Below are 25,233 nucleotides of genomic sequence, written 5' to 3'. Positions count from 1 at the left end.
GCCTCCTACGAGTCAGTGCTCGGAGTGCCGTTGCCGAGATAGGTTTTGTAGAGCTGGATGATCTGCGGGCCGGAATCGTTGTAAGGCGAGGGGCCTGCCACGTTATCGCCTTCGCACTCCTTCACAAACTGGCCGAAGATCTGCGCTTGCGTGCCGCCGCTACTCATTGGCTGCACCACGAAATAGCAGCCAAAGCCCAGGACGGGAATCGTGGTTGAACCGCCCTGTTTGCCGGTGCAGTCGCCAACGACGACTTTGAGCATCCGGCGCTCGAATACCCCGTTGCTCTCACAGCCGCTGCCGGATCCCGCCACACAGGCGGCAACGCTTGCCTTCCAGTCGTTATAGTCCATTATCGTATTGCTGCCTGCAGTGAGATCGCCGCCGCTTGAAGTGACAGGTTGCCCCTTGTACAGCGTCTGCGCCGGGGTGACTGAGTCGTTGTAGGTGATCGCTGGGTTGCTCGACGACGTCACCAGGTCTGGTGGATAGTCCGAGGCACTGACCGGGCCGTTGTAGATACCGAAGCGCGTATTCAAGCCTTGAGATGCAGGGCCGACCATGTTGCCGGGTGAGGTCTGGACCGTTTCCCCCACGTTGCGGCAGACCGAGCCGCCTCCGGCCAGATCTTCTCTGACCGAACTGCCACCCGAACCAAAATCGAGCAACTGAAAGTTGCCTGGGCCAATGGCGGACGAATTGCCAGCCGCCGATTTCAACACCTGCAAATCACCAAACTGGAACCCCCAGAACATGCCAGTGGCCGGGTTGTATTGGCTCGCGTCGCCACAGATCATCAACGGTGCGAGGTCACACGGGCTAGTGGGGCTGGGTCCAGCGGTGGCGATCGCCGCCACGGCCTTGTTCCCCACCACGCCAAATGACTGAACGAAACTCCAGAAAAATCCTGTCAGGCTATAGTTCGGTACCGAGACCCGCACGTATTTGGCATCCACCGGTCCAGGATAGGAGAACGGCCCATAGACGCTGCTTGCCAGCTCAACTACCGCAAATGCGCCTGGGTTGCCGGCGACAGCCGTAGCCAATTCGTTGTTCCCCGCGGCATTGGCATTCTGGTTGAGCGTATTGAGCGCCGCAGCCCGCGTCGTGCTGGCACTGTTGGCACCACCTTCCACCTGACTCAGGGTTTTGGCGCCACTCAGGGCGGCGGCATCCACCGCATTCTGAAGCCTGGTCTTGTTCAGCATGATGTGCCCACCGTCCAGAGCCAACGCTGCCATCATCGCCATCACCGCCAACGCGATCACCATCAATACGCTCACCGAACCTTCCTGGCGCCTTGGCGTCGCAGTGAACGGCTGCTGAATTCGAAGATTCATCATCAAGCCCTCATTTACCGATACTGATCCGGATCGGCTCCGCCAATACCTGGGTGTCCAGGCGCCTGTTGCGTTCTGTCAGCGAATGTTGACTACTTTGGTTTCGATCCCGCGGATAATGGTGATGGCACCGCCACCCTCGCCGCTGCTGCGGTGCACCACGCGTTTTGGCACCGTGGCGGTGGCCACTGCCATGACCGGCGGAGCGGCAGGTGCGATGACTGCGGTCTTTTTCTCGAGGTTCAGCGGGTTGCGCAAAGCCAGTTGCAACTTGCCTTCCGTCTGCGCCGTGACCAGGGTTTCTGCCTCGGCAGCCGACATCTCCAGCGTCACTGCACGCACCACCACTGGTTGGGTCTTGTCGGTACCTGCCGTCTGGTCCACCGCCAGCACACGCAGGTTTTCAAGGATGGTCCTGGACACGGCGCTGTTGCTGCCGGCACTAGTAGTTTTGGTCGCCAGTACATCGACCCGGTTGCCCGGCAACAGGAACCCGCCCACACCGACCACATCGTCCACACGTACCGAGATGGCGCGTTTATCCGGAGCAATCAGAGAGGCCAGGGTGCTGCCACCCAAGTGCTCACTCAGACGCGCGCCGCGCATGATGTCGCCCTTCAGGATGTCGAACGTTGCGATCTTGCCCACTGCTTTGTCGCTGGAGTCGAAGGCATCGTCCGGGATCGTGTCCATGGGCATGCGCATGGTCGTGACCTGCTGGGCCTCGACCATCTGGCCGAAGGGAATTTCTACCGTGGCGACCACCACGCTTCGAAGATGATCATCCGGGCTGGCATTGAGCCGGGCGCTCAGCCAGGAGTCAGCCATCCATGCAGCACCAAGGCCCATGACCAGGGAAACGCCTACCAGGGTAAGAGTACGAGAGCTCATGTCAGTATCTCCGTATCAAAGAAAGTCGAGCTGGACGAAGTAGTTGTGCCAGGCCCATTCCAACTCTTGCGGTGACAATGGTCCGGAACCACCCATGTAACGCTGGCGATCGAGCGCCATGTTCAGGAGATCGCGGGGATGGCAAGGCACCAGGGGCATGCCTTCACTTGCATAAAGCCTTTGCAGGACATAACGCAGCAGCAGCGGGTCAAAAGGAATGCCCAGGCGCTCGCTTTCCTGACGCCAGATCTTTTCGTACTCCTCAGGCTTCAGGTAACCGAATTGCAGCTTGTAGCCAATCCGACGGAGAAAGGCTTCATCAGCCAGCTCCAGAGGATTGAGGTTGGTGGAGAACACCAGAATCAGATCAAACGGCAGCTCGCAATGCCGACCACCGCCCAGGTTGAGGAAGTCGCGCTTCTCTTCCATCGGGACGATCCAGCGGTTCAACAGTTCGGCGGGGGCCATGCGCTGGCGTCCCATGTCGTCGATGATGAACAGGCCGTTACTGGCCTTGAGTTGCAAGGCAGCCTGGTACTGACGGGTGAAAGGGTCATAGCGAACATCCAGCTGCTCCATGCTCAGCTCGCCGCCCGTAATGACGATCGGGCGTTTGCAGCACAGCAGACGACGGTCGATCCCTTCGTTGAGCATCAGATTTTTTTGTTGGCTGTTGTCATCCAGGCGCTGATGCACCTGCGGGTCATAGATCTCGATCACAGACTCGTTGATCACGATGGCATGAGGCACCCAGATGGCCTCGGCGAACAGACGAATCAGCCGACTGCTGACATACGTCTTGCCGGTACCCGCGGGGCCATAAATCATGATCGCGCGCCCGGAGTTCAGCGCCACGCCCAACTGATCGAGCATACCTTCGGTAAGCACCACGCCAGCAAGGGCGTTGTGCATATCGTTGGAGTTGATGCGGCCATGGTGAATGGTCTGGATTTTGATCAGGGAGCGGTAGGAACTCACCGGGAAAGGTGCCGCGCCGATGTAGCCACTGCGCGACAAGGCATCACGGGCGGCACTGCGACCGCGCTCGGTCAGACCATAACGCAACATCTGCCCACTCGTCGTTTGCGGCCCCATCTGGCCCAGCACTTCGACACGACCATCCTTGCGCAAGAACGCCAGGACTTCTTCAAGTACAGCGCCGGTCAGCGCCAGGCGCTCTACCAGCCGCGGCATGTCCAGCACGCCGGCGTCATGCAAATGCTTGCAAACCAATTCTCCAAGAAAACTGTCGGTCAGACCGGTTTCGCGGATTGTGCACGGCTGAGGCGCCAGTCGTTGCACCGCTTCCCGATCGCTGGGGTAGGCATCACTATCGACGATGACGTGCATGACTAAGCTCCCAATCCACCGGCAACGAGTTGCCAGTAGACGCTGTTCAAAGTGCCTATCAAGATTGCAATCGAATAAGGGAAAGGCTTACCGGCTACTTCATCTGAAGTCGGCGCAAAATAGGCCTGCGCTCTTAGAATCAACCAATAACGTCCGAAGGTCTGACGCAATTGACCGCGAACCAGAATTATCAGAAAACCACATACGCCACCGGCTATCAGACTGAATAAGGCAGCCCACAATGCGTAATGAACCGGTAAAAAACTGCCGACCATGGTCATTAACTTGACGTCGCCGGCGGCCATTCCACCCGAGGCATACATGGGCAAAAACAGCCCAAAACAGATCAGGATGCCCAACAGGCTGTCACCCAATCCGCTGACACCAGCTGAATAAATCTGACCGGCCAATCCTAGGGCAAGGCCTAACAGGACCAGCGCGTTGGGGATACGGTGGCGAAGTAGATCGCTCGCCACCGCCACGCCCAATAGTCCTAGCAGTAAAACAGTGGATACCAGCAATTCCATGGACATGGCGCGTCTCTCCCCTACCGGAATTATCGTTAGCAGCCAGCACCTTTAACCGCAGCGCACAGCGCTGTGATTCTGGTGTTCACCTCGGTGCCCAAATTACCGAACATTACGGCAACAGCTACCGTAATCAGCCCACCAGCCACCGCGTATTCCACAATGGTCAAGCCATCTTCATCTTTGGCGAACTTGCTTATCGAAGTTCTGATTGTTCGCAGAGTCATTTTGTGTGCCTCACTTCGGCGGTCATACGGATCAGAAGTACATTGGCGGGGACAGCGCGAAATCCATTGAGTTGCCCAGTTGCTCTATCAGCGAAACAGTAACAACTGGTTGCTCCATGGAGGTCGCCGCCCCCCCCTACCGTGAGTTGCCGTTATCAGCAGGCAGCGCCTTTGACCGCAGCGCACAGCGATGTGATCCTGGCGGTCACCTCGGTGCCCAATTTGCCGAACATTGCGGCAACAGCCACCGTAATCAGCCCACCGGCCACGGCGTATTCCACAATGGTCAGGCCATCTTCATCTTTGGCGAACTTCACTACCGAAGCCTTGATTGTTTGCAGATTCATTTTGCCCACCTCACTCGAATGTTGTTTTTCCGGAGGCAGTACGTTCTGTGCTGCCTGGATGCAACACTAGTCAGGGGCAAGGCATGGGCGTTAGGAAGATTTTGCACATCACTAGGACTTTTTTGCGGCTGAGCCAAATACGGGTCATTGGCCCTTGAAGAAGTAATAAGAGGGGGCAAAACGAGAAGTGGCAGGCAAAGGCGATTGCCATTGATTCACAAGCGACGAGCGGTTGACGCCGTGTGTGCCAAGCCACGTCAACAAACAGTTGCCCTAGACAGACTTCAGGCAACACATAGAGCAAATAGAACTAACATTCGACTTTCTTATCAGCATTTAGTCTGCAAAGTGATAGCACCTTAGCAATACTACTCTGCGAAGAGGGGCACGAAGAACCGCAGAGTAGAGACATGACGTCCAATTTGACCAGAAGGCCATCGCTACTGTGGTTCGATCTGACCCACGATCGTTCCACCAAGGAACTCATCGCGCAGTTCGAGAGCGCCTGCGACTGCAAATTGGCGAAAAACTCCGTATTGCCCCACGGCCAACAGGCAGACATGATCTGCATCCATTTTGATCGCCCCGACACACCAGGCTTGAGGCTGTTGCTGGAGATCAAACGCACCACCCCCACCATCCCCATCACCATGTTCACCGTGCAGCACTCGGAAGAACTGGCTGTCTGGGCCATGCGTTCCAGTGTCTGGGAATACATGGTGCTCCCCCTTTCGGCCACCGAGAGGAAGCGCTATCTGACAGCAGTGGTGCAGCTGTGCGAGTTGCGCAGAAATGCCAACGGCCAGGGCCAGACATCGCTGATCGATCACTCCCCGACCTTGCCGGACAGCATCCGATTGACCTCGGGACACCAAAAACACCAGGCGTTGAGCCACGTCATGCTGTACATCGACCAGCACTTTCGCGACAGCATCGATCAGAGGGAGCTGGCGAAGCGCTGCGGCATGACGACCTTTCGCTTCAGCCGCCTGTTCAAGGAAGCCAATGGCGTCGGTTTTACCGATTACATCCTGAACAAGCGCATGAGCTTCGCCAAACAACTGCTCGACAATAGCCAGATGCCTATTACCAGCATCGGCTATGAAGCCGGCTTCAAGGATCCGTCCTACTTCGCTCGCGCCTTCAAGCAGTTCGTCAACTGCACGCCCAGCGAATACCGTTTGACCTGCCAACTCAGAGCAGTAGCAGCGCAACCGGCGCTGGAGGATACAACCGCTGAAGTGCTCGAAAGCCTGGTACAGAGCCTCGGAAGTTGAGGCGGTTTTTACCCTCACACAATTTCAGCCACGACGCATTCCTTGTAGCAGCTGCCGAGCCTGCGAGGCTGCGTTCGGCTGCGCAGCAGTCGTGATTCCGGCCGACGCAGACTGTCTGACACACCGCGAATTCTGACTTTACGACTGCTGCGCAGCCGAACGCAGCCTCGCAGGCTCGGCAGCTGCTACGGATTACCCGAAGGTTTTTATTCCAATCAATGAAAATGACAAATAACGCGCATAAAAAAACGCCGCTCAATGAGCGGCGTTTTTTTTGAATTTGGAGCGGGAAACGAGACTCGAACTCGCGACCCCGACCTTGGCAAGGTCGTGCTCTACCAACTGAGCTATTCCCGCAAATGGCGTCCCCTAGGGGACTCGAACCCCTGTTACCGCCGTGAAAGGGCGGTGTCCTAGGCCACTAGACGAAGGGGACACGCTGCCCGGAACACATGGTGTGTGTTTCGGTGCCCAGATCCGCATCCGAAGATTTGGTTCTGGTTTCACTCAGCCCTGCCCGAAAGCAAAGCCGTTTAAAACTGGAGCGGGAAACGAGACTCGAACTCGCGACCCCGACCTTGGCAAGGTCGTGCTCTACCAACTGAGCTATTCCCGCATTGGCGTCCCCTAGGGGACTCGAACCCCTGTTACCGCCGTGAAAGGGCGGTGTCCTAGGCCACTAGACGAAGGGGACACACGTACAACATTCACTCCCTACCGCGTTTCGCTGTGTGCTTTACGCTGTAAGTGGCGCGCATTCTATGGATGGATTGAGGGGTCGTCAACCCCCAGATATAAATTTATTTAAATCAATGACTTCGCCCTGCTTTCAGCAGCGATTGAGGCTTTTCCGTCGACTGACCTTTGGCGCCTATATTCTGGCATCCAGCAAGGCGCTATAGTCCCGGCCCGGATGATGGCAATGTGCACCTCGCACGCTATTTACTTATCTATGCGGCGTTACGGCCGATATAAGCAGAGCCATTGCCGATTCAACTCGTCGAGCGACCCTAGGCGCCCAAATGCCAAGCTACTACACTCGACTCGCACGCGAACCCTAATAAAAGAGGTCTTACCGGTGACACCACTCATGATCACCCTGCTAGTCGTAGCCGGGATCGCACTATTGATCGCCATTGGCTACATGAACCATGTGGTGGAGAACAATAAGCTGGAAAAGGCCCGCACCAAGGTTGAACTCAATGACCGTCTGCGTCGCTGCGGTGAAATCACCGAGACCTTCCCCGGTCAGTTGATGACACCGACCCTCAAGCTGCTGTTGACCCGTCTTGAATTGAACGTCTGCCAGCGCTTGCTGAACCTGGAAAAATCCAACAGCACCTTAAAGGCACGGATTGCCGAGTTGAGTGCCCTCGTCGCCCAAGGCGAATCGATCCCGGTCAACAACCCGCCGGCACCGATCCAGACCGAAGCCAAAGCCAAAGACGTGCGCTTTTTGCTCGAAGCCCTGCATGGCCAGATCACCCGCGCGGCACAGGACGGTTTCCTGCCGCCCAACGAAGCCAAGCGCTGGATCCGTGAAGTGCGCCACATCCTGGTCCTGCTGCACATCGAATTCTTCAACAACTTGGGCCAGCACTCGCTGCAGCAGAACCAGCCCGGCCAGGCTCGTCTGGCCTTCGAACGCGGCGTGCAATACCTGCGCAAACAACAGGAACCGCAGATTTACGCAGAACAGCTGGAATACCTGGAGAAACTCCTGGCCCGCGCCAACGCCCAGGTCATGGACAAGATCGCTCCGGTGGAAGGCGAGATGAACCAACTGACTGAAGGCCTCAAAGACGTCGAGGCTGACGCCGACTGGAAGAAAAAAGCGATCTACGACTGATCAGAACAAACAACGAAGCCACCGAAAGGTGGCTTTTTTTGCGCGCCGTTTGCCGACGATGGGCAATAGGGCCTTGAGCCCTAATGCCGGTCAGTTAAGGTGCAGCACCTGTGGGAGCGGGATTGCTCGCGAAGGCGGCGGCACAGTCAACATTGAGGTTGACTGACACTCCCTCTTCGCGAGCAAGCCCGCTCCCACATGAATTGCGGCGCTTAACTAACTGGCATTAGCCTTGAGTCCTGCATTGCTCAGAGCCTGAAGTGCCCCACCATCCCCTTCAGTTCAACCCCCAGCTGCGCCAACTCAATACTCGACGCGGCATTGCCCTGCATCGCCAGCGACGACTGATCCGCACTGGCGCGGATACTGGTGACACTGCGATTGATCTCCTCGGCCACTGAACTCTGCTCTTCCGCAGCCGCTGCGATCTGCTGGTTCATCTGCTGAATCAACGACACCGCTACCGCAATGCTTCCCAACGCGCTCTCGGTTTGCAATGCATCGCTCACCGCCAGCTTCACCAACTCGCCACTGTTCTGAATCTGCTGCACCGACGACTGCGCCGCCGAGCGCAGGGCACTGACCAGCCGTTCGATTTCCTCGGTTGATTGCTGGGTTCGCTTGGCCAACGCCCGAACTTCATCGGCTACCACCGCAAACCCCCTGCCCTGCTCGCCAGCCCGCGCGGCCTCGATGGCCGCATTGAGCGCCAACAGGTTGGTTTGCTCGGCAACGCTTTTGATCACGCTGAGTACCGTGCCAATGTTCTGGATTTCCGCACTGAGGCTTTCGATGCTGGAACTGGCCGAGGTGGCCGAGTCCGCCAATTGTTCGATCCGCACCATGCTCTGACGCACCACCTGCTGACCGCTCTCAACCTTGCCATCGGCAGTCTGCGCCGCCTGAGCAGCCTCTTCCGCGTTACGTGCGACGTCGTGCACCGTGGCGGTCATCTGATTCATCGCGGTGGCGACCTGCTCGGTTTCTTCCTTCTGGCTGCTGACTTCAAGGTTGGTCTGTTCGGTTACCGCCGACAGCGATTGAGCAGAGCTTGCCAACTGTTCGATACCGGCCTGCAACCCACTGACGATACTGCTCAGCCCTGCGCCCATTTGCTGCATGGCTTGCATCAACTGGCCGATCTCGTCACGGCGGGTCACTTCAATCGTTGCACTCAAATCGCCCGCGGCGATCCGTTGAGCAACACCAATTACGCTGCGCAGCGGCGCGACGATCAACCGGGTGATCACCCACGCAGCAATCAGCCCCACCAGCAAGGCCAGTGCCGAAGAACCGATGATCAACAGCGAGTTCTTTTTCAGCTCTGCCTGCATCGACAGGTCTTCGGCAACGTAGGCCTGATCCACCCGTTCCACCACTTGAGCGGCGCGCTGGTGGAGTTGCTCGTAGACGGTTTTTTCCTCTGCCAACAGTCCGGTGTACTCGGCGAGTTTTTCACTGAAACCGGCGATGTGACCGGACACTTCATTGAGGACAGTCTGGTAACCCTCATCCTTGATCGTGGTTTTCAGTTGCTCGGCCTGGGTCAGCGCCTGATCGGCCTGCTCGATCTTGCCCTGCCCGCCGCTGTCGTCGCCCTTGCGGCTCTGGTCCAGGCGTACGCGTGCTTCGTTCATGGCCTGCAACATCAGCCGTGCAACCTGGCTGACCTGATTGGCTTGTTCGATGAATTGCGCGCCGTCCTTGCCCTCGGATTCCTTCAAGTTATAGGCACCATCATCGGCGAGCCCCGCCTGCAGCACGTCCAGGTTATTGGCCACGCTGGACACCGACCAACTGGCCATTTCCAGTGCCAGGTCCTTGGCCTGACTCAGCGAGACAAACTCGTCAAAAGCCTTGCGATAGGCCCCCAGAGATTGTTCGACATCATTCATGACCGGCACGTTGGCCGCTGACTGGGCCTTGAGCTGGGTCGCCAGAGCGATCAGAGCGTCCACCCCGGCGTGCAAGGCGTCCACGGTTTTCGGATTACCGTGCAAGGCGTATTCCTGCTCGAGCAGGCGAACCTTGAGCAAACCGCTGTTGAGCGACGACATCTGCTTGAGCCCGTCGAAGCGCTGACTGATGGTTTGCAGGGACCATACGCCGATGGCCGCTACCAGTGCGGTCAACAGCAGCACCAGTACAAACCCGACACCCAGTTTTTTCGCCATACCGAGGTTGGCAAAACGTCCTTGCACGGCCGAAATCATTGCGCTTAGTCCCCTGCCATTATCTGTTGATGCAGATTCGCAACGGGCTTGTGCCAACACAAGTCTCTGGCTGCGGAATAATGGCAAAAAGCTACGCCCGCGTCGCTTTCAGAACGCTCGAGGTCGATCCTCAGGGTCTGTTGACGTTTGGCAGCGCAACGCGGTTCGTCACCAAACGTCAACAGACCCTGGCGGTGGCTTGAAAAAATGCCCGGGCGCGAGGATCACAGGCATAAGCTATGTTGATCCGCTGCCAGTCATGAGCCTGGCCGGTCGGACTGAACGCCGTCGGGCAAGACAGCAGGACACCGAAGCGCCGAGCCTGAGTGCGCACCTGGGCATAGTCAGCGTTGCGCGATCGCGCCCAGATGAACAGGCCGCCAACCGGTTTGCCGAAAACCTCCCACTCCGCGTCTTCGAGGACCTGCAAGGCTGCTTCCCTGCCAATACTTAAACGCTGGCGCTGACGCTGCACCAATTTGCGGTAGGCACCGCTGGCCAACAGACTTGCCAGCACCGACTCGCTGAACCGTGAAGCGCCCATGCTGCTGATCATCTTGACCTGCGCCAGTCGCGAAATCACATCGGCACTGGCCACTACAAAGCCAACCCGCAACGAACTGCTGAGGGTTTTGGAGTAGCTGCCGACGTAGATCACGTTGTCATCGATGCCCAGTGCCGCAAGGCGTGTGCCGGGACCGCTGTGAAAATCCGCATAGACGTCGTCTTCGATCACCCGCACGCCATGGTTTTTGGCCAGTTGCAGGACCTGCTGAGCCACCCCCGGGGTCAAACTGCTGCCAGTGGGGTTGTGATAAAAGCTGTTGATGAACAAGCCACGGGGTTTGTACTTCATCAGCACTGCCTCGAGTGCTTCGGTGTCTGGCCCGCGCGGGGTTCGTGGCACCTCGATCATGCTGACCCCGTGCAGCCTGAGCAGATCGAACAGCATCGAATAACCGGGACTCTCCACCACCACGCAATCGCCCGGTTTGAACAGCGTGCGCACAATCAGATCGAGCCCATGACTGGCCCCTGCCGTGGTCAATATTCGGCTTTCATCCACCTCGATACTCAGTTGTTTCAACCGCTTGAGGATCTGCTGGCGCAAAGCAGGCAGGCCCAGCGGCGTGCTGTAGTTGAACAACCCGGCCATGTCGGTGCGGCTGACCTGGCGTATGGCGTAGCTCAGGTCGTCAGTCTCGCGCCAGCTTTCGGGTAGTCCGCCGCAACCCAGTTTCAGTTCGCCGACGAGACCACTTTGCGACTCAACCCCTTCGGACCAGGGAAGATCGCGTTGCTCCTGAGCGGCCAGCACCGTTGCCGCGACAAAGAAACCCGCCCCGTTTCGCGTCTCCAGTACCCCTTGAGCCACCAGCCGTTCACAGGCCTCGACGACACTGGATTGACTGAGCAGATTGATCCGCGCGATTTGTCGCACGGAAGGCAAACGTCCCCCCGGCGTCACCTCGCCGCGACGGAGCCAGTCGGCCAATGCGTCGACGATTTGCTGCACGACAGGCACCAATGCCTCCCGATCGATTCTCAACTCCATGAGCAAGCAAACTCCTGTCCGTTTTGCGGGGAACAGTTAATCACAGGAGCGCTTCAGGGGATGTGCGACAACGCCGTCAAAACCCTCGGTTCTAACCATTTGAAACACAATGATTGGCGTCTTCGCGGAACCGGCGTCAATCGTATTACCTGTCAGATAAGCCTCAATGCGATCTGTAGCAGCTGCCGAAGGCTGCGTTCGGCTGCTCAGCAGTCGTAAAACCAGAGATTGCGGTACGTCAGGCAGACCGCGTCAGCCGTACTCACGACTGCTGCGCAGCCGAACGCAGCCTCGCAGGCTCGGCAGCTGCTACAAGGAGTGCATTGCGGCCTGCAGCATTAAAACGCCGTAACCCCACCATCCACCGCCAGCGAATGACCGGTGGTGAATGCCGCTCCATCGCTGCACAGGTACAGCACCGCGCTGGCAATTTCTTCGACCTTGCCGATACGCCCGACCGGGTGCATGGTATTGGCGAACTCGCCCTTTTTCGGGTCCGCTTCATAGGCTCGACGGAACATGTCGGTGTCGATCACCGCCGGGCACACCGCATTCACGCGAATTTTTTTCTTGGCGTATTCGATGGCCGCCGATTTGGTCAGGCCGATCACCGCGTGCTTGGAGGCTGCGTAGATGCTCATCTTCGGCGCAGCGCCCAGGCCAGCGACCGAAGCGGTGTTGACGATCGCGCCACCGCCCTGGGCCAGCAGCAACGGCAACTGATACTTCATGCACAACCAGACGCCTTTGACGTTGACGCCCATGATCGCGTCGAACTCATCGACTGTGCCGTCGGCCAGTTTGCCTTTTTCGATTTCGATACCAGCGTTGTTGAAGGCATAGTCGAGACGGCCGTAGGTATTCACCACCTCGTCCATCAGATTTTTTACATCGCTTTCCACCGTGACGTTGCAGCGCACGAAGGTCGCTTCACCGCCGGCGGTGCGAATCAGCGCCACAGTGCCTTCACCACCGGTTGCGTCCAGATCGGCGACCACCACTTTCAAACCTTCGGCGGCGAACGCCAAAGCGGTCGCGCGGCCAATACCATTGGCCGCGCCTGTCACAACGGCAACCTGGCCAGAAAACGTCATGCTCATTGTTATGTCCTCAGAAGGAAGATGCAGGGGATCGCGTGTGGCCAGTCTAGTCACAGGGGCGTGTGGCGCGGCAGCACTATCAGAAGGCCGGTTGGGTGCCCATGAGTTGCAGTGATAGAACGGGCGCCATGACTATCACCGCACTGGATCGATGTGCATTCGCAGCGTCAGCCAACCTTGCGACATCGCCCATGAAGGTCTATCAACAAGACTTCATTCATCTTGAGTGCCTGTCATGACTACCCAGACCAATCGCCAGTTTCTGCTCGCCAAACGTCCCGTGGGGCCGGCCACCCGTGAAACATTCACCTATCAAGAAGTACCGGTTGGCGAACCGGCGGCGGGTCAGATTCTGGTCAAAAACGAATACCTGTCCCTGGACCCGGCCATGCGTGGCTGGATGAACGAGGGCAAGTCCTACATCCCTCCGGTCGGCATTGGCGAAGTGATGCGTGCATTGGGCGTAGGAAAAGTCATCGCTTCGAACAACCCGGGTTTCGCCGTGGGGGACTACGTCAACGGCGCCCTCGGTGTGCAGGATTACTTCCTCGGCGAGCCACGAGGTTTCTACAAAGTCGATCCGAAACTGGCACCGCTGCCGCGTTATTTATCCGCGCTGGGCATGACCGGGATGACCGCCTACTTCGCCCTGCTCGATGTCGGCGCGCCGAAAGCCGGTGACACCGTGGTGCTGTCGGGCGCGGCAGGCGCGGTGGGCAGCATTGCCGGGCAGATTGCCAAGATCAAAGGCTGCCGGGTGATCGGCATTGCCGGCGGCTCGGACAAGTGCAAATTCCTGATTGACGAGCTGGGTTTTGACGGTGCCATCGACTACAAAAACGAAGATGTACACGCTGGCCTCAAACGCGAGTGCCCGAAAGGCGTCGATGTGTATTTCGATAATGTCGGCGGCGATATTCTCGATGCCGTGCTGAATCGTCTGAACATGAAGGCGCGGGTGGTGATTTGCGGTGCCATCAGCCAGTACAACAACAAAGAAGCGGTCAAAGGCCCGGCCAACTATCTGTCGCTGCTGGTCAACCGCGCCCGGATGGAAGGCTTTGTGGTGATGGATTACGCCGCGCAGTTCGCTGCTGCCGGGCAGGAAATGGCCGGCTGGATGGCCAAGGGGCAGCTCAAGAGCAAGGAAGATATCGTTGAAGGACTGGAAACGTTCCCGGAGACGCTGATGAAGTTGTTCAGCGGCGAGAATTTCGGGAAGTTGGTGTTGAAGGTTTAACCCATACCCTGAAATGACCACAAAACCAATGTGGGAGCGAGCCTGCTCGCGATGGCGGCGGATCAGCCAACATTCATGTCGACTGACACTCCCTCATCGCGAGCAGGCTCGCTCCCACATTTGGATCTTCAGTGTTTGGTTAAGCGAGCTCTGCCACTACATCGGCCAACGCCTTCGCCGGATCCGCCGCCTGGCTGATCGGACGGCCGATCACCAGGTAGTCGGAACCAGCCTCCAGCGCCTGACGCGGGGTCAGGATGCGGCGCTGATCGTCCTGGGCGCTGCCCGCCGGACGAATCCCCGGGGTCACCAGTTGCAGCGACGGGTGCGCGGTTTTCAAGGCCCGGGCTTCCAGGGCCGAGCAGACCAGACCGTCCATCCCGGCTTTTTCCGCCAGCGCGGCCAGACGCAGCACCTGCTCCTGCGGCTCGATGTCCAGACCGATACCCGCCAGGTCCTCACGCTCCATGCTGGTCAGCACGGTCACGCCGATCAACAGCGGTTTCGGGCCGCTGCGCTGATCGAGCACTTCACGGCAGGCAGCCATCATGCGCAGACCACCGGAGCAGTGCACGTTGACCATCCACACGCCCATTTCCGCAGCGGCCTTGACGGCCATGGCGGTGGTGTTCGGAATGTCATGGAACTTGAGGTCCAGGAACACTTCGAAGCCTTTGTCGCGCAAAGTGCCGACGATTTCCGAGGCGCAACTGGTGAACAGTTCTTTACCGACTTTGACCCGGCACAGCTTCGGGTCCAGCTGATCGGCCAGCTTCAGTGCGGCGTCACGGGTAGGGAAATCCAGGGCGACGATGATAGGCGTCTGGCAGGCGGACATGAGTGGGCTCTCAGGCAAGTCGAAATCGGCGCGCATTGTAGCGGAACCAGCGCCGCTGCGGGACCCGGTGATCGGTAATTCGTCATCGCGGCTTAGACAAGACTAGCTCCTGCGGCAATTGTGTCGAGTTCGGTACACACACGACACGCCTACAACACCCTTCGGCGCTACCCTCGGCAGCCGCAACAGGTCCTACAGCACTTCCCGCCTCACGGCCGGACGCCTATGCTGAAGCCACAACCTCGCAGCCTATCTTTGTGGTTGGCAGCCTATCTGGCAGATGAACGCACGCATGCACAACTCCCCAGCACCTCTGAACGACGATCAAAAAGCGCCGGCCGACGATAAACGCTGGAGCATTCGCGCCCTGATCGTCGACGATGACATCCCGATCCGTGAACTGATGATCGACTACCTGGCCCGGTTCAATATCCAGGCCAGCGGCGTCACCGATGGCGCTGCCATGCGTCAGGCGCTGCAAGCCGAGCATTTCGACGTGGTGGTGCTCGACCTGATGCTGCCCGGCGAAGACGGTTTGTCGCTGTGCCGCTGGTTGCGCGCCGAATCAGACATCCCGATCCTGATGCTCACCGCCCGCTGCGAACCCACTGACCGGATCATCGGCCTGGAACTGGGCGCCGACGACTACATGGCCAAGCCATTCGAGCCGCGGGAACTGGTCGCACGGATTCAGACCATTCTGCGTCGGGTGCGCGACGACCGCACCGAACAGCGTGCGAATGTTCGCTTCGACACCTGGCGCCTGAACAGTGTGCTGCGCCAGTTGATCGCCGCCGATGGCTTGGTGGTGCCGTTGTCCAATGCTGAATTCCGTTTGCTCTGGGTATTCATCGAACGTCCGCGCCGGGTACTCAGCCGCGAACAACTGCTGGACGCCGCCCGTGGCCGCTCGATCGAAGCGTTTGATCGCAGCATCGACTTGCTCGTCTCGCGCCTGCGCCAGAAACTGGGTGATGACCCGAAAGCCCCACAGCTGATCAAGACCGTTCGAGGCGAGGGTTATCTGTTCGACGCACGAGATATCGGCTGATGCGTACGCGCTTCGATACGCTGTTCGGCCGCCTGTTTGGTGTGCTGCTGCTGGCGATCGTACTGGCGCACCTGTTGGCGTTCTTCTGGTTCAGGCATTACGGTCCACCGCCTCCCCCGCCTGCGCCGTCGGAATTTTCCGAGCACGTCGACGGACAACGCCCACCACCGGACCCGCGCTTCGGCAATCGGCCGCCACGGCCGTGGTTCGGCGGGCCGCTGGTGCCGCTGACCTTTCAGTTTGTCTCGCTGATCATCGCCGCCTGGTACGGCGCCAAGCTGCTGACCCGCCCGATTCAACGCCTGAGCGACGCCGCCGAGCGCCTGAGTGAAAACCTCGATAGCCCACCGCTGGATGAGTCGGGCCCACGGGAAGCGCGGCAAGCGGCGCACACCTTCAACCTGATGCAGAAGCGCATTCTTGAACAGGTGCAGCAGCGCTCGCGGATGCTTGGCGCGGTGTCCCATGACCTGCGCACGCCGCTGTCGCGGCTCAAGCTGCGGCTGGAACAGATCGACGACGACAAACTGCAAGGCCAGATGCGTCAGGACCTGAACGACATGATCAGCATGCTCGATTCCACCCTCACCTACCTGCACGAACAGCGCACCAGTGAGGCGCCACAATGGATGGACGTGCAGGCGCTGGTGGAATCCCTGAGCGAAAACGCCCAGGACCAGGGTTCCAATGTCCAGGCCAGCGGCCATTGCGCCCCGTTGCAGGTTCAGCCGATGGCCTTGCGCTCGTGCATCAATAACCTGCTGGACAACGCCCTGCGTTACGCCGGGGACGCGCTGATCACGCTTGAGGACAGTCGCGAGGAACTGGTGATCCGGGTCATCGACCATGGCCCGGGTATCGCGGCGGATAAACGTGAAGCGGTGTTTGAGCCATTCTTTCGCCTGGAAGGTTCACGTAATCGCAACTCCGGCGGCGTCGGCCTGGGCATGACCATCGCAAGGGAAGCAGCGGAGCGGTTGGGTGGGCAGTTGAGTCTGGAAGAGACCTCCGGTGGCGGCCTGACGGCGGTCATCCGCCTGCCGCGCGTCTAAATCACACACAAATCCAATGTGGGAGCGGGCTTGCTCGCGAAAGCGGTGTGTCAGGTGACATCAATGTTGACTGTGCCGCCGTCTTCGCGAGCAAGCCCGCTCCCACAAGATCGTAGGCGGGCCTGATATCTGTTTGTGTACCCATCGGTACAAACCCCACATACCCACGACAACTCACCCCTTGAGGCTGCATAAGCCGGTGCACTCACCGGTTTCCCATTCCAAGGAGTGAGCACAATGATCGGCAGTGTCAGCAGCAACTACACGAGCTATACCAGCACCAGCAGCACCTCCACCAACAGCGCCCGCAGCCAGCAATTCCAGAAAGAACTGCTCGCCAAGCTCGACAGCAACAGCGACGGCGCGGTGGATCAGGACGAGCTCACGAGCGCCCTGTCGCAGAAAACCGATGACGGTTTGCTGGTCAGCCTGAGCAAGAACTTCAGCGACCTGGACAGCGACGAAAGCGGCAGCCTGAGCAGTGAGGAAATGGCCGCGATGGCCCCTCCACCGCCACCGCATGATCAGGCACCGAGCACCGAACTGGCCGATGCGCTGATCAGCGCTCTGGACACTGACGGCGACGGCGCTATCAGCAGCGATGAACTGAGCAGCGGCCTGAGCAATGCCGGCAGCACGGCCGACAGCACGGCCGACAGCACGGAAATCTTCTCGGCCCTGGACAAGAACGAAGACGGCACCGTCAGTCAGGACGAACTTGTCGCCAGCCTGACCCCACCGCCTCCACCACCTCAGCAGGTGTCCAGCGAAGAGCTGTTCAGCCAGCTTGATACCGACAGCGACGGCAGTGTCACAGCCACCGAACTGAGCAGCGCCCTGGCCAGCGACAGCACCTCGTCGACCAGCACCGACACCAGCGCCGCACTGCTCAAGATCCTGGACAGCGACAGCAGCGGTGGCGTGAGCAGCGATGAACTGAAAACCGCCCTGCAAGCCGGCCGCGAGCAGAACACTGACAGCTCCACCAATCAGTTCAACGTGACCGAAGCCCTGAACAAAATGATCGCCAACCTGAGCAAGCAGTATTCACTCGACAACGTGGCGACCGTGGGCAAATACCTGAACGAGGCGACCTGAGTCAAAAGCTTCGCGAGAGTTTGTGGCGAGGGGGCTTGTCGGAACGCCGCATCGCCCCGTTCGGCTGCGCAGCAGTCGTAAAACCGGCGAGTGCGGTTTGCCTGAAAACCGCGATTGCAGGTTTTGGGGTCGCTTCGCAACCCAACGGGGGCAAGCCCCCTCGCCACAGAAAGCCCCCCTCGCCACGGGTTTTATGTCGATCATGAGTAATGCGGTGTTGATAGGGGCGTCATCGCGAGCAGGCTCGCTCCCACAGAGGGAATGCAGTCAACTGTGGGAGCGAGCCTGCTCGCGATGGCTGTTCTGCAGGCAACACATCCTCTGATGCTCAAAACACCCACCATGAAAAACCCGCCCTCCCGTGCAACCGGAATGGCGGGTTTTGTCGTTTCAACTCACACGGTATCCACCTTCAACGAATGATCATTGAGCATGCCGTTGATGATCGTCGCCGTATCCGCGCCGCCGGCAATCACCCCACCCGCCCCGGGGGTGACGCCGTAGTGGCTGGCCAGGTTCACACCGGCAAGGTCGATGGTCTGGTTCGGCGTAGCGCCGGCCATGGCGCTGACGTCGATGCTGGTGATGACCGATGCGCCGCTGCCGCTGACAGTGAAGTGCAGGTAGTCATCCAGCGATGCCGCGGTGCCGTTTTCCCCTTGCAGCAGTTGCGACAGGTCGAGTTTGTCGGTGCCTGGGGTGAAGTCGGTGATGACGTCGTGGCCGCTGTTGCCTTTGAGCCACTGGAAGGTGTCGGCGCCGCTGCCGCCGGTGAGGGTGTTGTTGCCCAGGCCGCCGATGAGGAAGTCGTCGCCGCCCCCGCCGTTGAGCACATCGTTGCCCAAACCGCCGTTGATGATGTTGCTGTTGTTATCCCCCATGAGGCTGTCGTTGAAGTTCGAGCCGGTGAGGTTTTCGATGCCGGTCAGGGTGTCGGTGCCCGCGCCAAGGGTGTTTTGCGCGGTAATCAGACTCAGGTCGGCGATGACCCCGGCGGTGGCATGGGCGTAGCTCGCGGTGTCGTTGCCGGTGCCGCCATCGAGCAGGTCATTGCCCGCTCCGCTGAACAGCAAGTCATTACCGGCGCCACCGTGCATTTCGTTGTTGCCTCCACCTGCGGTGAGTACGTCGTTGCCGTCGCCGGCATTGATGACGTTGTTGCCAGCGCCGGCCACCAGTACGTCGTCACCTGACGTGCCGGTCAGCGTATGGCCGTCCTGATAGCTGATGGTCACATTGGCCGAGTCGCTGCCGCCGTGGTTGTCGTTGACGGTGTAGGTGCCGTGGAAATCCGGGGTGCTGTCATGAGCCCCGGCGTAGTTGACAGTCATGGTCAACTGGTAGCTTTCCGACCCCTTGCCGCTGTTGCCCGGACCACCGTCGTCGATGTTGGTGATGTGGATCTGGTACGTGCCGTCCGCAGAAGCGGTGATGGTCTGGCCGTCAGCGATGGCAATGAAAGCGCCGCCGTTGACCGAGTACTCCATGGTGACGTGACCGGCCGCCAGGTTGTGGTCCAGGTTGAGGGTTTCGCCCTGTTTGAGGTTGACGGTGATCTGGTCCTCGTCGTTGGTATTGTTGTTGCTGACCGCCCCCAATGCCCCGCTGACTACCAGTACCGCGGTCATGGCTGCCGTGTTGGCGACGAATGCGCTGCGAGCGATGGTCACGGCCTGGTTGTTTCCGGTGAAACTGAAGTTCGGGTTGGTGCCGGTAAAGTCCGCGCCCTTGAGCACCCACCCGGTATTGAAGGTGGCCGGCGTTGCCGTGAGCGCATCGCCATTGACGTCGCTGTCGTTGGCCAGCAGCAGTTCGCCCGGCAGCACAATGCTGCCCGACAGCACGTTGGTGATGACATGGTCATCGACCGCCAACGGTGGCGTGTTCGGAATCACGTTGATCACCAGCGTAGAGTTGGCCAGATCGCCGTCGTTGTCGCTGGCAGTGAAGCCAATGTGTTCGGTGATCGTCACGGCCGTGGTTTTCTGCGAGAGGTAGATGTACTCGCCGGTGTCGAGGTTCACCAGCAGCGTGCCGCTGTTGTCGGTGGCGATGCTCAAGGTGTTGTTGGCGGTGTTGAAGGTGCCGTGGTTGACGCCGCCGCTGAAGATCAGCGAACCCTGATTGCTGTTGCCTTTGGGGTCATAGGTATAAGTGGTGCCATCGACGGTGACGGTTTTGATGAAGCCGCCATCGGCGCCGAACGTACCGCCCTCGCCCTCGCCCAGCAGCAAGCCGGTGACCGGCGCACCTTGCACGGTGCCCGAGAGTACCGAGTTGAGTTGATTGAGGTCGGTCACTGCCACGGCATTGGTGTCGGTGTGCGTGCTGCCGTCATAGGCCACTGGATCGAGGCTGTCATTACTGACGCCGCTGCCCAGGCCGATGGCGTAGTTCTTGATGCCATTGGCGTCGAGGAAGGCTTTGAGCGCGGCCTCATCCGCGGTGCCGATGTCGCCTTCGTTGGGTTTGCCATCGGAGAAGAAGTAGCCGACGTTCTGCGCCCCGGTGAGTTTGCCCGAGGTATCGAACGCGGTTTGCATGGTCGCCACGGCCACGTCGTAGTTGGTCCCGCCACCCGCCGTCAACGTCGCGATGATCGACTTGGCCGTCGCCACATCGACCCACACCGAGGTCTGGTCCGTGGCGCTGCTGCTGAAGGTGACGATCTGCACCTTCACGTCGCCCAGATTGTCGTACTTGTCGAGCAGTGCGCTGATCGCCTGCTTGGCCAGGTCCAACCGCGACAAGCCCGATACGCCGGAGGGATCGTCCATGCTCCCGGACACGTCGATCACCAGCAGCAGGTTGGAGTCGATCTGCACCGCGGGCACCGAACGGTCCGAGGCGACGGTGTTAGACGGCACGTCATCGACAATGCTGACCACAAGGGTGCCGGTGGTGCTGTTGCCCACGGCATCAGTGGCTGTGTAGGTAAAGCTTTCGTTCAGGGTGTTCGCGCCGTCATTGGCGTTGGGCGAAGTTTTTGGCGCAGAGGTCAGGGTGTAGGTGTAGCTGCCGTCGGGGTTGAGCAGGATCTGCCCGTAGGTGCCGGTGGCGCTGCCAACCAGGGTGTAAGTGATGGCTCCGCTGGCGCCGGTGACCGCACCGACCAGCGTACCGGAGCCGGTTTCACCGGTGTGGCCAGGCTCGCTGCCGGTGACCGTGCCCGCTGCCAGGTCTTGGCCGTCCTTGGTCAAATCCAGGGCTTTTTCGTAGACGGTCACGTCGGTATCGGGGACCGTTACGAGGCAGCTGTTATGGACGTCGATGGTCAGGGAGGTAGTGCTTTCATCACCATCGGCATCACGCACGGTGTAAGTGAATACATCCGTGGCGCCCGGCTCGCCGACCGAGTTAGGGTTGCTGTGGTACACGGCGTTACCGCTGGCATCCAGCGTCAGGTAGCCATAGGTGCCGTTGATTTGCGTATTCAGGCCGCCAATGGCTGAAGTCGAAGTGTCACTGCCGGCGCGCACGCCGACCACTGCACCTCCCACTGACGGGCCGTCAGCACCGAGCACATCGTTGGCCAGCACATTACCGCTGACGGTCCCGCCCTCTACCACCGCGACTGAATCGCAGTAAGCAGTCGGCACGTCATCGACGATGGTGATCACGATGGTACTGGTGACGCTGTTGCCTAGAGAATCGGTGGCCTGATAGGTGAAGCTTTCGCTCAGGGTATTCGGTCCGTCGTTGGCATGGGGCGTGGTCGCGGGTGCGGAGGTCAGCGTGTAGGTGTAACTGCCATCCGGGTTGAGCAGGATTTGCCCGTAGGTGCCAGTGGGGTTACCGACCAACGTATAAGTGATTGCGCCAGTGGCACCGGTGATGGAACCGGCCAGCGTGCCGGAAGCGGTTTCGCCGGTATTGCCAGGGTCGCTGCCGGTGACCGTGCCTGCTGCCAGGTCCTGGCCATCCTTGGTCAAATCCAGCGCTTTCTCCTGAACCGTCACGTCGGTATCGGGGGGCACAACGAGGGAGCAGTTGGCCACGTCGACGGTGATGGTCGTGGTGCTTTCATCGCCATCGGCATCACGCACGGTGTAGGTGAACACGTCCGTGGCACCCGGTGCGCTGACCGAGTTCGGATTGCTGTGGTACACGGCGTTGCCGTTGGCATCCAGTGTGAGGTAGCCGTAGGTGCCGTTGATTTGCGTGTTCAAACCGCCGATGGCCGAGGTCGAGGTGTCGCTGCCGGCGCGCACGCCGACCACTGCACCACCCGACGCAGGGCCGTCGGCACCGAGCACATCATTGCCCAACACATTGCCGCTGACCGTCCCGCCCTCCGCCACCGAGACTGCATCGGCATGAGCGGTGGGTACGTCATCGATGATGTTGATCACGATGGTACTGGTGACGCTGTTGCCCAAGGGATCAGTCGCTTGATAGGTGAAACTTTCACTCAGGGTATTCGGCCCGTCGTTGGCGTGGGGCGTGGTCGTTGGTGGGGAGGTCAGGGTGTAGGTGTAGTTGCCGTCGGGGTTGAGCAGGATTTGCCCATAAGTCCCGGTGGCGCTGCCGACCAAGGTGTAAGTGATCGTGCCAGTGGCGCCGGTAACCGAGCCCACCAATGTACCGGAGCCGGTTTCACCGGCATTGCCCGGCTCGCTGCCGGTGACGGTGCCTGCTGCCAGGTCCTGGCCATCCTGGGTCAGATCCAGGGCTTTTTCGTTAACCGTCACGTCGCTGTCGCTGGCCGCTACGAGGGTGCAATCGGCCACGTTAATGGTGATGGTCGTGGTGCTTTCATCGCCATCGGCATCACGCACGGTGTAGGTGAACACGTCCGTGGCGCCCGGTGCGCTGACCGAATTCGGGTTGCTGTGGTACACGGCGTTACCGTTGGCATCCAGAGTCAGGTAGCCGTAGGTGCCGTTGATTTGCGTGTTCAAGCCACCAATAGCCGAAGTCGAGGTGTCGCTGCCGGCGCGCACGCCAACCACCGCACCACTGATTGCCGGGCCGTCGGCGCCACCGACGTCATTGTTCAGCACGTTGCCCGAGGCCGTTGCGCCTTCGGCTATCGTGGCGAGATCAGGGTTGGCGGTGGGCAAGTCATCGACAATGTTGACGTTGATCTGACCCAATGCCGTGCTGCCATCGACGTCGGTGGCAACGACGTTGAGGTTCTCGGTGATGCTGTTGGTGCCGTCCGCGTTCGGGTGGGTTTCGTTATCCGTCAGGGTGTAGCTGTAACTGACTACGCCTGTGGTGCTGTTGAAACCGGTGATGGTCAGCGTATTGCCGAGTGCAGTGACAATCGATTGCGGGAAACCGCCGGCCACGCCACCGGTGACCACGGCGATGCCGCCCACGGTCAGGGTTTGCAAACCGTCGAGGGCGGTGACGGTGAAGGTGCCGCTCTGGGTCAAGGCGGGTGTGTTGGGGCTGGTGCCGTCGCTGAGGTTTTTCTCATAAACGTTGAGTTCGCCGCCGTTGACGTTCAGGCCATCGAGGGTCACCGGGTCATCGTTGTTGTGAATCTCCAGCACCAGCGTCGCGGTGCTGGTATCGCCATCGGAATCGGTGAGGGTGTAAACGAAACTCTCGGTAGCGCTTCCCCCACCGTTCAAGGCTTTGAAGTCGGCATCGCTGGTGTTCAGGGTGTAGGTATAGGTGCCGTTGGCGTTGAGTAGCAGGGTGCCGTAAGTCCCGTTGAACGTGCCGCCGATGACCGGTCCGCTGTCGGGGCCGGTGGCAATGCGATCGGCGCCCTGGATGTCGTTGGGCAGCACGCTGCCGGTCAGGGTCAGCAAGGTTTCCGAGGCAGTATTGGCGTTGGTGTCATCAATGGCTTTGGGCACATCATCGGTGATGTTGACGTCCAGCGAACCGGTGGCGGTATCGCCATTGCTGTCACTCGCGACCACGGTGAACTGTTCACTGAGGTTGTTGGCGCCATCGCCAGCCGAGTGGGTTTCGTTGTCGACCAGGGTGTAGCTGTAACTCACTACGCCGGTGGCCGGGTTGTAGCCGGTAATCGTCAGGGTGTTGCCCAATTGAGTGGTGATCGACTGCGGAAAACCGGCGGGCACACCGCCACTGATCACGTTGATCCCGCCGATGTTCAGGCTGGTCAGCCCATCAGCGGCAATGACTGTGAAGGTACCGTTTTGAGTCAGCGCTCCGGGGTTGCTGGCCGAACCTTCCGCCAGGTGGGCTTCATTGAGGGTCAGTTCGCCCCCCGCCGCCGACAGGCCAATGAGGGTAACCGGGTTATTCGGCGCGCCTGCTCCCCCCGCACCACCTGCGCCGTTGTCGCCGTTGTCGCCGTTGTCCGGGTCCCGGCGCGCCAGGGGGAATTCGGGAATACCGTTGAAGCCCGCGGTGGGGAAACCAATCGTGGGATCGACCCGGCCCGCCACTTCCTCCAGCAACACAAAACTGTGACCGCCGCCCAATCCACCCGGTGCGCCCGAGCCCGGTCCGGCGGCAGTGGCTTCACCCGTCTGAGTCGGGTCGGCACCGGCGGCAATGGCTTTTTGCAGCTGCTCGACATCGGTCAATTGCGCCTGGCTCGGCGTTATCGCCTCAGAGGTCTCCACGTGCGGGACCTGATGCGCCAGTAATTGGGCCGTCATCTGCAGGCTGCTGTCACGCCCCAGGGTCAGCTCCTGGCCATTTTTCAACTGCACCGCCACCGCGCCTTCGGCCCCGGTGACCAGTTGCTCGCCGGCAAACAGCCGATCGCCCTCGACCAGGGTGCGTCGGGTGCCATCACCCGCCACTGCGTACACCTGACCGATGACCTTACTGACGATACCGATGAGCGTTGCCATGTGCATTTCCTCCGCTGCCAACTGCTGTCGGCATCCTGTTTGCGCGAAGAACGTGCCCATGGTTCAAGCAGGTTGGCCTGACGGATCGTTTGCCGAGAAAGCGTTTACCTGAGGTAAACCACTGCCTCCCGACACTTTCGCCAGGCGTGTCGCTCGCAAGGGGAACTTCTGGATCGGGATAAAACCCTGTGCAATCAACGGCATCGGGATCCACTTCCAAAATAACCGCCCTGCTAACGATGCGTAACGGTTTTGAATCACTCGAGTGACAAAAAATTGTCGCCTCTAAACCGTCTCGCTTCCCTCCCCTCCAGCACTTCTTCGCTCTGTGTCGAAAAGTGAATTGAACTTTCCTCAAGCCCTTCGATGCTCCTGAGAGCTCATAAACAAAGGCTTTCGCATTGAACAATGTGCTGGATTTTTCAGAGCGCATAAGTTTTTTTCGGCATAAGCGTTATGAGAAATCCTTCTTAGCTTCGCGTCAGGATGT

General features: G+C 59.6%; 17 protein-coding genes, 4 tRNA genes and 1 pseudogene. 6 read left to right on the top strand and 16 right to left on the bottom strand.

Annotation, left to right across the window (positions count from 1 at the left end; all coding sequences use genetic code 11):
• Positions 1–5: 5 nt before the first annotated feature.
• The 6 genes from IB250_RS09855 to IB250_RS09830 all read right to left on the bottom strand — a co-directional run bounded on the left by IB250_RS09855 (position 6) and on the right by IB250_RS09830 (position 4,682).
• Complete coding sequence (locus IB250_RS09855) at positions 6–1,343, bottom strand: Tad domain-containing protein (RefSeq protein ID WP_192343962.1); 1,338 nt, start codon at positions 1,341–1,343, stop codon at positions 6–8.
• 75 nt (positions 1,344–1,418) lie between these two features.
• On the bottom strand, positions 1,419–2,231 hold the full coding sequence (cpaB, locus tag IB250_RS09850; protein WP_192343961.1) for a Flp pilus assembly protein CpaB: 813 nt from the start codon (positions 2,229–2,231) through the stop codon (positions 1,419–1,421).
• 15 nt (positions 2,232–2,246) lie between these two features.
• Positions 2,247–3,581: an AAA family ATPase gene (locus tag IB250_RS09845; protein WP_192343960.1), complete on the bottom strand. Its 1,335-nt coding sequence runs from the start codon at positions 3,579–3,581 to the stop codon at positions 2,247–2,249.
• Positions 3,582–3,583: 2 nt separating this feature from the next.
• Positions 3,584–4,114 (bottom strand): prepilin peptidase, encoded by a 531-nt coding sequence (locus tag IB250_RS09840; protein ID WP_192343959.1) that lies wholly within the window; start codon positions 4,112–4,114, stop codon positions 3,584–3,586.
• 29 nt (positions 4,115–4,143) lie between these two features.
• Entirely contained in the window at positions 4,144–4,335 is a 192-nt protein-coding gene (locus IB250_RS09835) for a Flp family type IVb pilin (protein WP_192343958.1), read from the bottom strand.
• Positions 4,336–4,490: 155 nt separating this feature from the next.
• Entirely contained in the window at positions 4,491–4,682 is a 192-nt protein-coding gene (locus IB250_RS09830; RefSeq protein WP_192343957.1) for a Flp family type IVb pilin, read from the bottom strand.
• A gap of 410 nt (positions 4,683–5,092) precedes the next feature.
• Between IB250_RS09830 and IB250_RS09825 the strand changes: the two genes are divergently transcribed.
• Positions 5,093–5,959 carry an AraC family transcriptional regulator gene (locus IB250_RS09825; protein WP_192343956.1) on the top strand — a complete coding sequence of 289 codons (867 nt, stop codon included), beginning with the start codon at positions 5,093–5,095 and terminating at the stop codon, positions 5,957–5,959.
• A 281-nt stretch (positions 5,960–6,240) separates the two neighbouring features.
• On the opposite strand, the gene IB250_RS09820 is transcribed toward IB250_RS09825, so the two are convergent.
• From IB250_RS09820 to IB250_RS09805, 4 genes are all read right to left on the bottom strand, one after another.
• A tRNA-Gly gene (locus tag IB250_RS09820) sits at positions 6,241–6,316 on the bottom strand.
• Positions 6,317–6,319: 3 nt separating this feature from the next.
• A tRNA-Glu gene (locus IB250_RS09815) sits at positions 6,320–6,395 on the bottom strand.
• A 104-nt stretch (positions 6,396–6,499) separates the two neighbouring features.
• Positions 6,500–6,575 (bottom strand) — tRNA-Gly (locus IB250_RS09810).
• A gap of 2 nt (positions 6,576–6,577) precedes the next feature.
• Positions 6,578–6,653, bottom strand: a tRNA-Glu gene (locus IB250_RS09805).
• Between the two features lie 396 nt (positions 6,654–7,049).
• On the opposite strand from IB250_RS09805, the gene IB250_RS09800 reads away from it, so the two are divergent.
• On the top strand, positions 7,050–7,808 hold the full coding sequence (locus tag IB250_RS09800) for a hypothetical protein (RefSeq protein ID WP_185022054.1): 759 nt from the start codon (positions 7,050–7,052) through the stop codon (positions 7,806–7,808).
• A gap of 248 nt (positions 7,809–8,056) precedes the next feature.
• Here IB250_RS09800 and IB250_RS29040 read toward each other — a convergent pair whose 3' ends face one another.
• From IB250_RS29040 to IB250_RS09785, 4 genes and pseudogenes are all read right to left on the bottom strand, one after another.
• Positions 8,057–8,920: a methyl-accepting chemotaxis protein gene (locus IB250_RS29040; protein WP_412548339.1), complete on the bottom strand. Its 864-nt coding sequence runs from the start codon at positions 8,918–8,920 to the stop codon at positions 8,057–8,059.
• A pseudogene (locus IB250_RS29035) lies at positions 8,918–9,142 on the bottom strand (HAMP domain-containing protein); the annotation flags it as partial. The pseudogene IB250_RS29035 and the gene IB250_RS29040, both read right to left, overlap by 3 nt.
• 1,057 nt (positions 9,143–10,199) lie before the next feature.
• Complete coding sequence (locus tag IB250_RS09790) at positions 10,200–11,576, bottom strand: PLP-dependent aminotransferase family protein (protein WP_192343954.1); 1,377 nt, start codon at positions 11,574–11,576, stop codon at positions 10,200–10,202.
• Positions 11,577–11,914: 338 nt separating this feature from the next.
• Entirely contained in the window at positions 11,915–12,676 is a 762-nt protein-coding gene (locus IB250_RS09785) for an SDR family oxidoreductase (protein ID WP_192343953.1), read from the bottom strand.
• Positions 12,677–12,911: 235 nt separating this feature from the next.
• Between IB250_RS09785 and IB250_RS09780 the strand changes: the two genes are divergently transcribed.
• Positions 12,912–13,916: an NADP-dependent oxidoreductase gene (locus IB250_RS09780; protein ID WP_192343952.1), complete on the top strand. Its 1,005-nt coding sequence runs from the start codon at positions 12,912–12,914 to the stop codon at positions 13,914–13,916.
• Positions 13,917–14,055: 139 nt separating this feature from the next.
• Here IB250_RS09780 and pyrF read toward each other — a convergent pair whose 3' ends face one another.
• On the bottom strand, positions 14,056–14,754 hold the full coding sequence (gene pyrF, locus IB250_RS09775; protein WP_192343951.1) for an orotidine-5'-phosphate decarboxylase: 699 nt from the start codon (positions 14,752–14,754) through the stop codon (positions 14,056–14,058).
• Between the two features lie 292 nt (positions 14,755–15,046).
• Here pyrF and IB250_RS09770 point away from each other — a divergent pair, with 292 nt between their 5' ends.
• The 3 genes from IB250_RS09770 (at position 15,047) to xopAW (ending at position 17,955) form a co-directional block, all read left to right on the top strand.
• A complete protein-coding gene (locus tag IB250_RS09770) occupies positions 15,047–15,805 on the top strand; it encodes a response regulator (RefSeq protein ID WP_192343950.1) in 759 nt (252 codons plus the stop codon).
• Positions 15,805–16,857: a sensor histidine kinase gene (locus IB250_RS09765; protein ID WP_192343949.1), complete on the top strand. Its 1,053-nt coding sequence runs from the start codon at positions 15,805–15,807 to the stop codon at positions 16,855–16,857. Before IB250_RS09770 ends, IB250_RS09765 begins: the two co-directional genes overlap by 1 nt.
• Positions 16,858–17,094: 237 nt before the next feature.
• Positions 17,095–17,955 carry a XopAW family type III secretion system calcium-binding effector gene (gene xopAW / locus IB250_RS09760; protein ID WP_192343948.1) on the top strand — a complete coding sequence of 287 codons (861 nt, stop codon included), beginning with the start codon at positions 17,095–17,097 and terminating at the stop codon, positions 17,953–17,955.
• A 395-nt stretch (positions 17,956–18,350) separates the two neighbouring features.
• Here the strand turns inward: xopAW and IB250_RS09755 are convergent, their stop codons facing one another.
• The gene (locus IB250_RS09755) at positions 18,351–24,743 is read right to left on the bottom strand and encodes a retention module-containing protein (protein WP_192343947.1); all 6,393 of its coding nucleotides are present in this window, start codon (positions 24,741–24,743) and stop codon (positions 18,351–18,353) included.
• Positions 24,744–25,233: the final 490 nt, after the last annotated feature.

Source organism: Pseudomonas sp. PDM09, assembly GCF_014852305.1.
Lineage (GTDB): Bacteria > Pseudomonadota > Gammaproteobacteria > Pseudomonadales > Pseudomonadaceae > Aquipseudomonas.
This window is presented reverse-complemented; position numbering and strand designations above follow the sequence as displayed.

What these genes read in the sequence shown, in the direction of transcription:
- IB250_RS09855 (WP_192343962.1), bottom strand. Translation starts at nt 1,343, where the DNA reads ATGATGAATCTTCGAATTCAGCAGCCGTTCACTGCGACGCCAAGGCGC.
- cpaB (WP_192343961.1), bottom strand. Translation starts at nt 2,231, where the DNA reads ATGAGCTCTCGTACTCTTACCCTGGTAGGCGTTTCCCTGGTCATGGGC.
- IB250_RS09845 (WP_192343960.1), bottom strand. Translation starts at nt 3,581, where the DNA reads ATGCACGTCATCGTCGATAGTGATGCCTACCCCAGCGATCGGGAAGCG.
- IB250_RS09840 (WP_192343959.1), bottom strand. Translation starts at nt 4,114, where the DNA reads ATGTCCATGGAATTGCTGGTATCCACTGTTTTACTGCTAGGACTATTG.
- IB250_RS09835 (WP_192343958.1), bottom strand. Translation starts at nt 4,335, where the DNA reads ATGACTCTGCGAACAATCAGAACTTCGATAAGCAAGTTCGCCAAAGAT.
- IB250_RS09830 (WP_192343957.1), bottom strand. Translation starts at nt 4,682, where the DNA reads ATGAATCTGCAAACAATCAAGGCTTCGGTAGTGAAGTTCGCCAAAGAT.
- IB250_RS09825 (WP_192343956.1), top strand. Translation starts at nt 5,093, where the DNA reads ATGACGTCCAATTTGACCAGAAGGCCATCGCTACTGTGGTTCGATCTG.
- IB250_RS09800 (WP_185022054.1), top strand. Translation starts at nt 7,050, where the DNA reads ATGATCACCCTGCTAGTCGTAGCCGGGATCGCACTATTGATCGCCATT.
- IB250_RS29040 (WP_412548339.1), bottom strand. Translation starts at nt 8,920, where the DNA reads ATGGGCGCAGGGCTGAGCAGTATCGTCAGTGGGTTGCAGGCCGGTATC.
- IB250_RS09790 (WP_192343954.1), bottom strand. Translation starts at nt 11,576, where the DNA reads ATGGAGTTGAGAATCGATCGGGAGGCATTGGTGCCTGTCGTGCAGCAA.
- IB250_RS09785 (WP_192343953.1), bottom strand. Translation starts at nt 12,676, where the DNA reads ATGAGCATGACGTTTTCTGGCCAGGTTGCCGTTGTGACAGGCGCGGCC.
- IB250_RS09780 (WP_192343952.1), top strand. Translation starts at nt 12,912, where the DNA reads ATGACTACCCAGACCAATCGCCAGTTTCTGCTCGCCAAACGTCCCGTG.
- pyrF (WP_192343951.1), bottom strand. Translation starts at nt 14,754, where the DNA reads ATGTCCGCCTGCCAGACGCCTATCATCGTCGCCCTGGATTTCCCTACC.
- IB250_RS09770 (WP_192343950.1), top strand. Translation starts at nt 15,047, where the DNA reads ATGCACAACTCCCCAGCACCTCTGAACGACGATCAAAAAGCGCCGGCC.
- IB250_RS09765 (WP_192343949.1), top strand. Translation starts at nt 15,805, where the DNA reads ATGCGTACGCGCTTCGATACGCTGTTCGGCCGCCTGTTTGGTGTGCTG.
- xopAW (WP_192343948.1), top strand. Translation starts at nt 17,095, where the DNA reads ATGATCGGCAGTGTCAGCAGCAACTACACGAGCTATACCAGCACCAGC.
- IB250_RS09755 (WP_192343947.1), bottom strand. Translation starts at nt 24,743, where the DNA reads ATGGCAACGCTCATCGGTATCGTCAGTAAGGTCATCGGTCAGGTGTAC.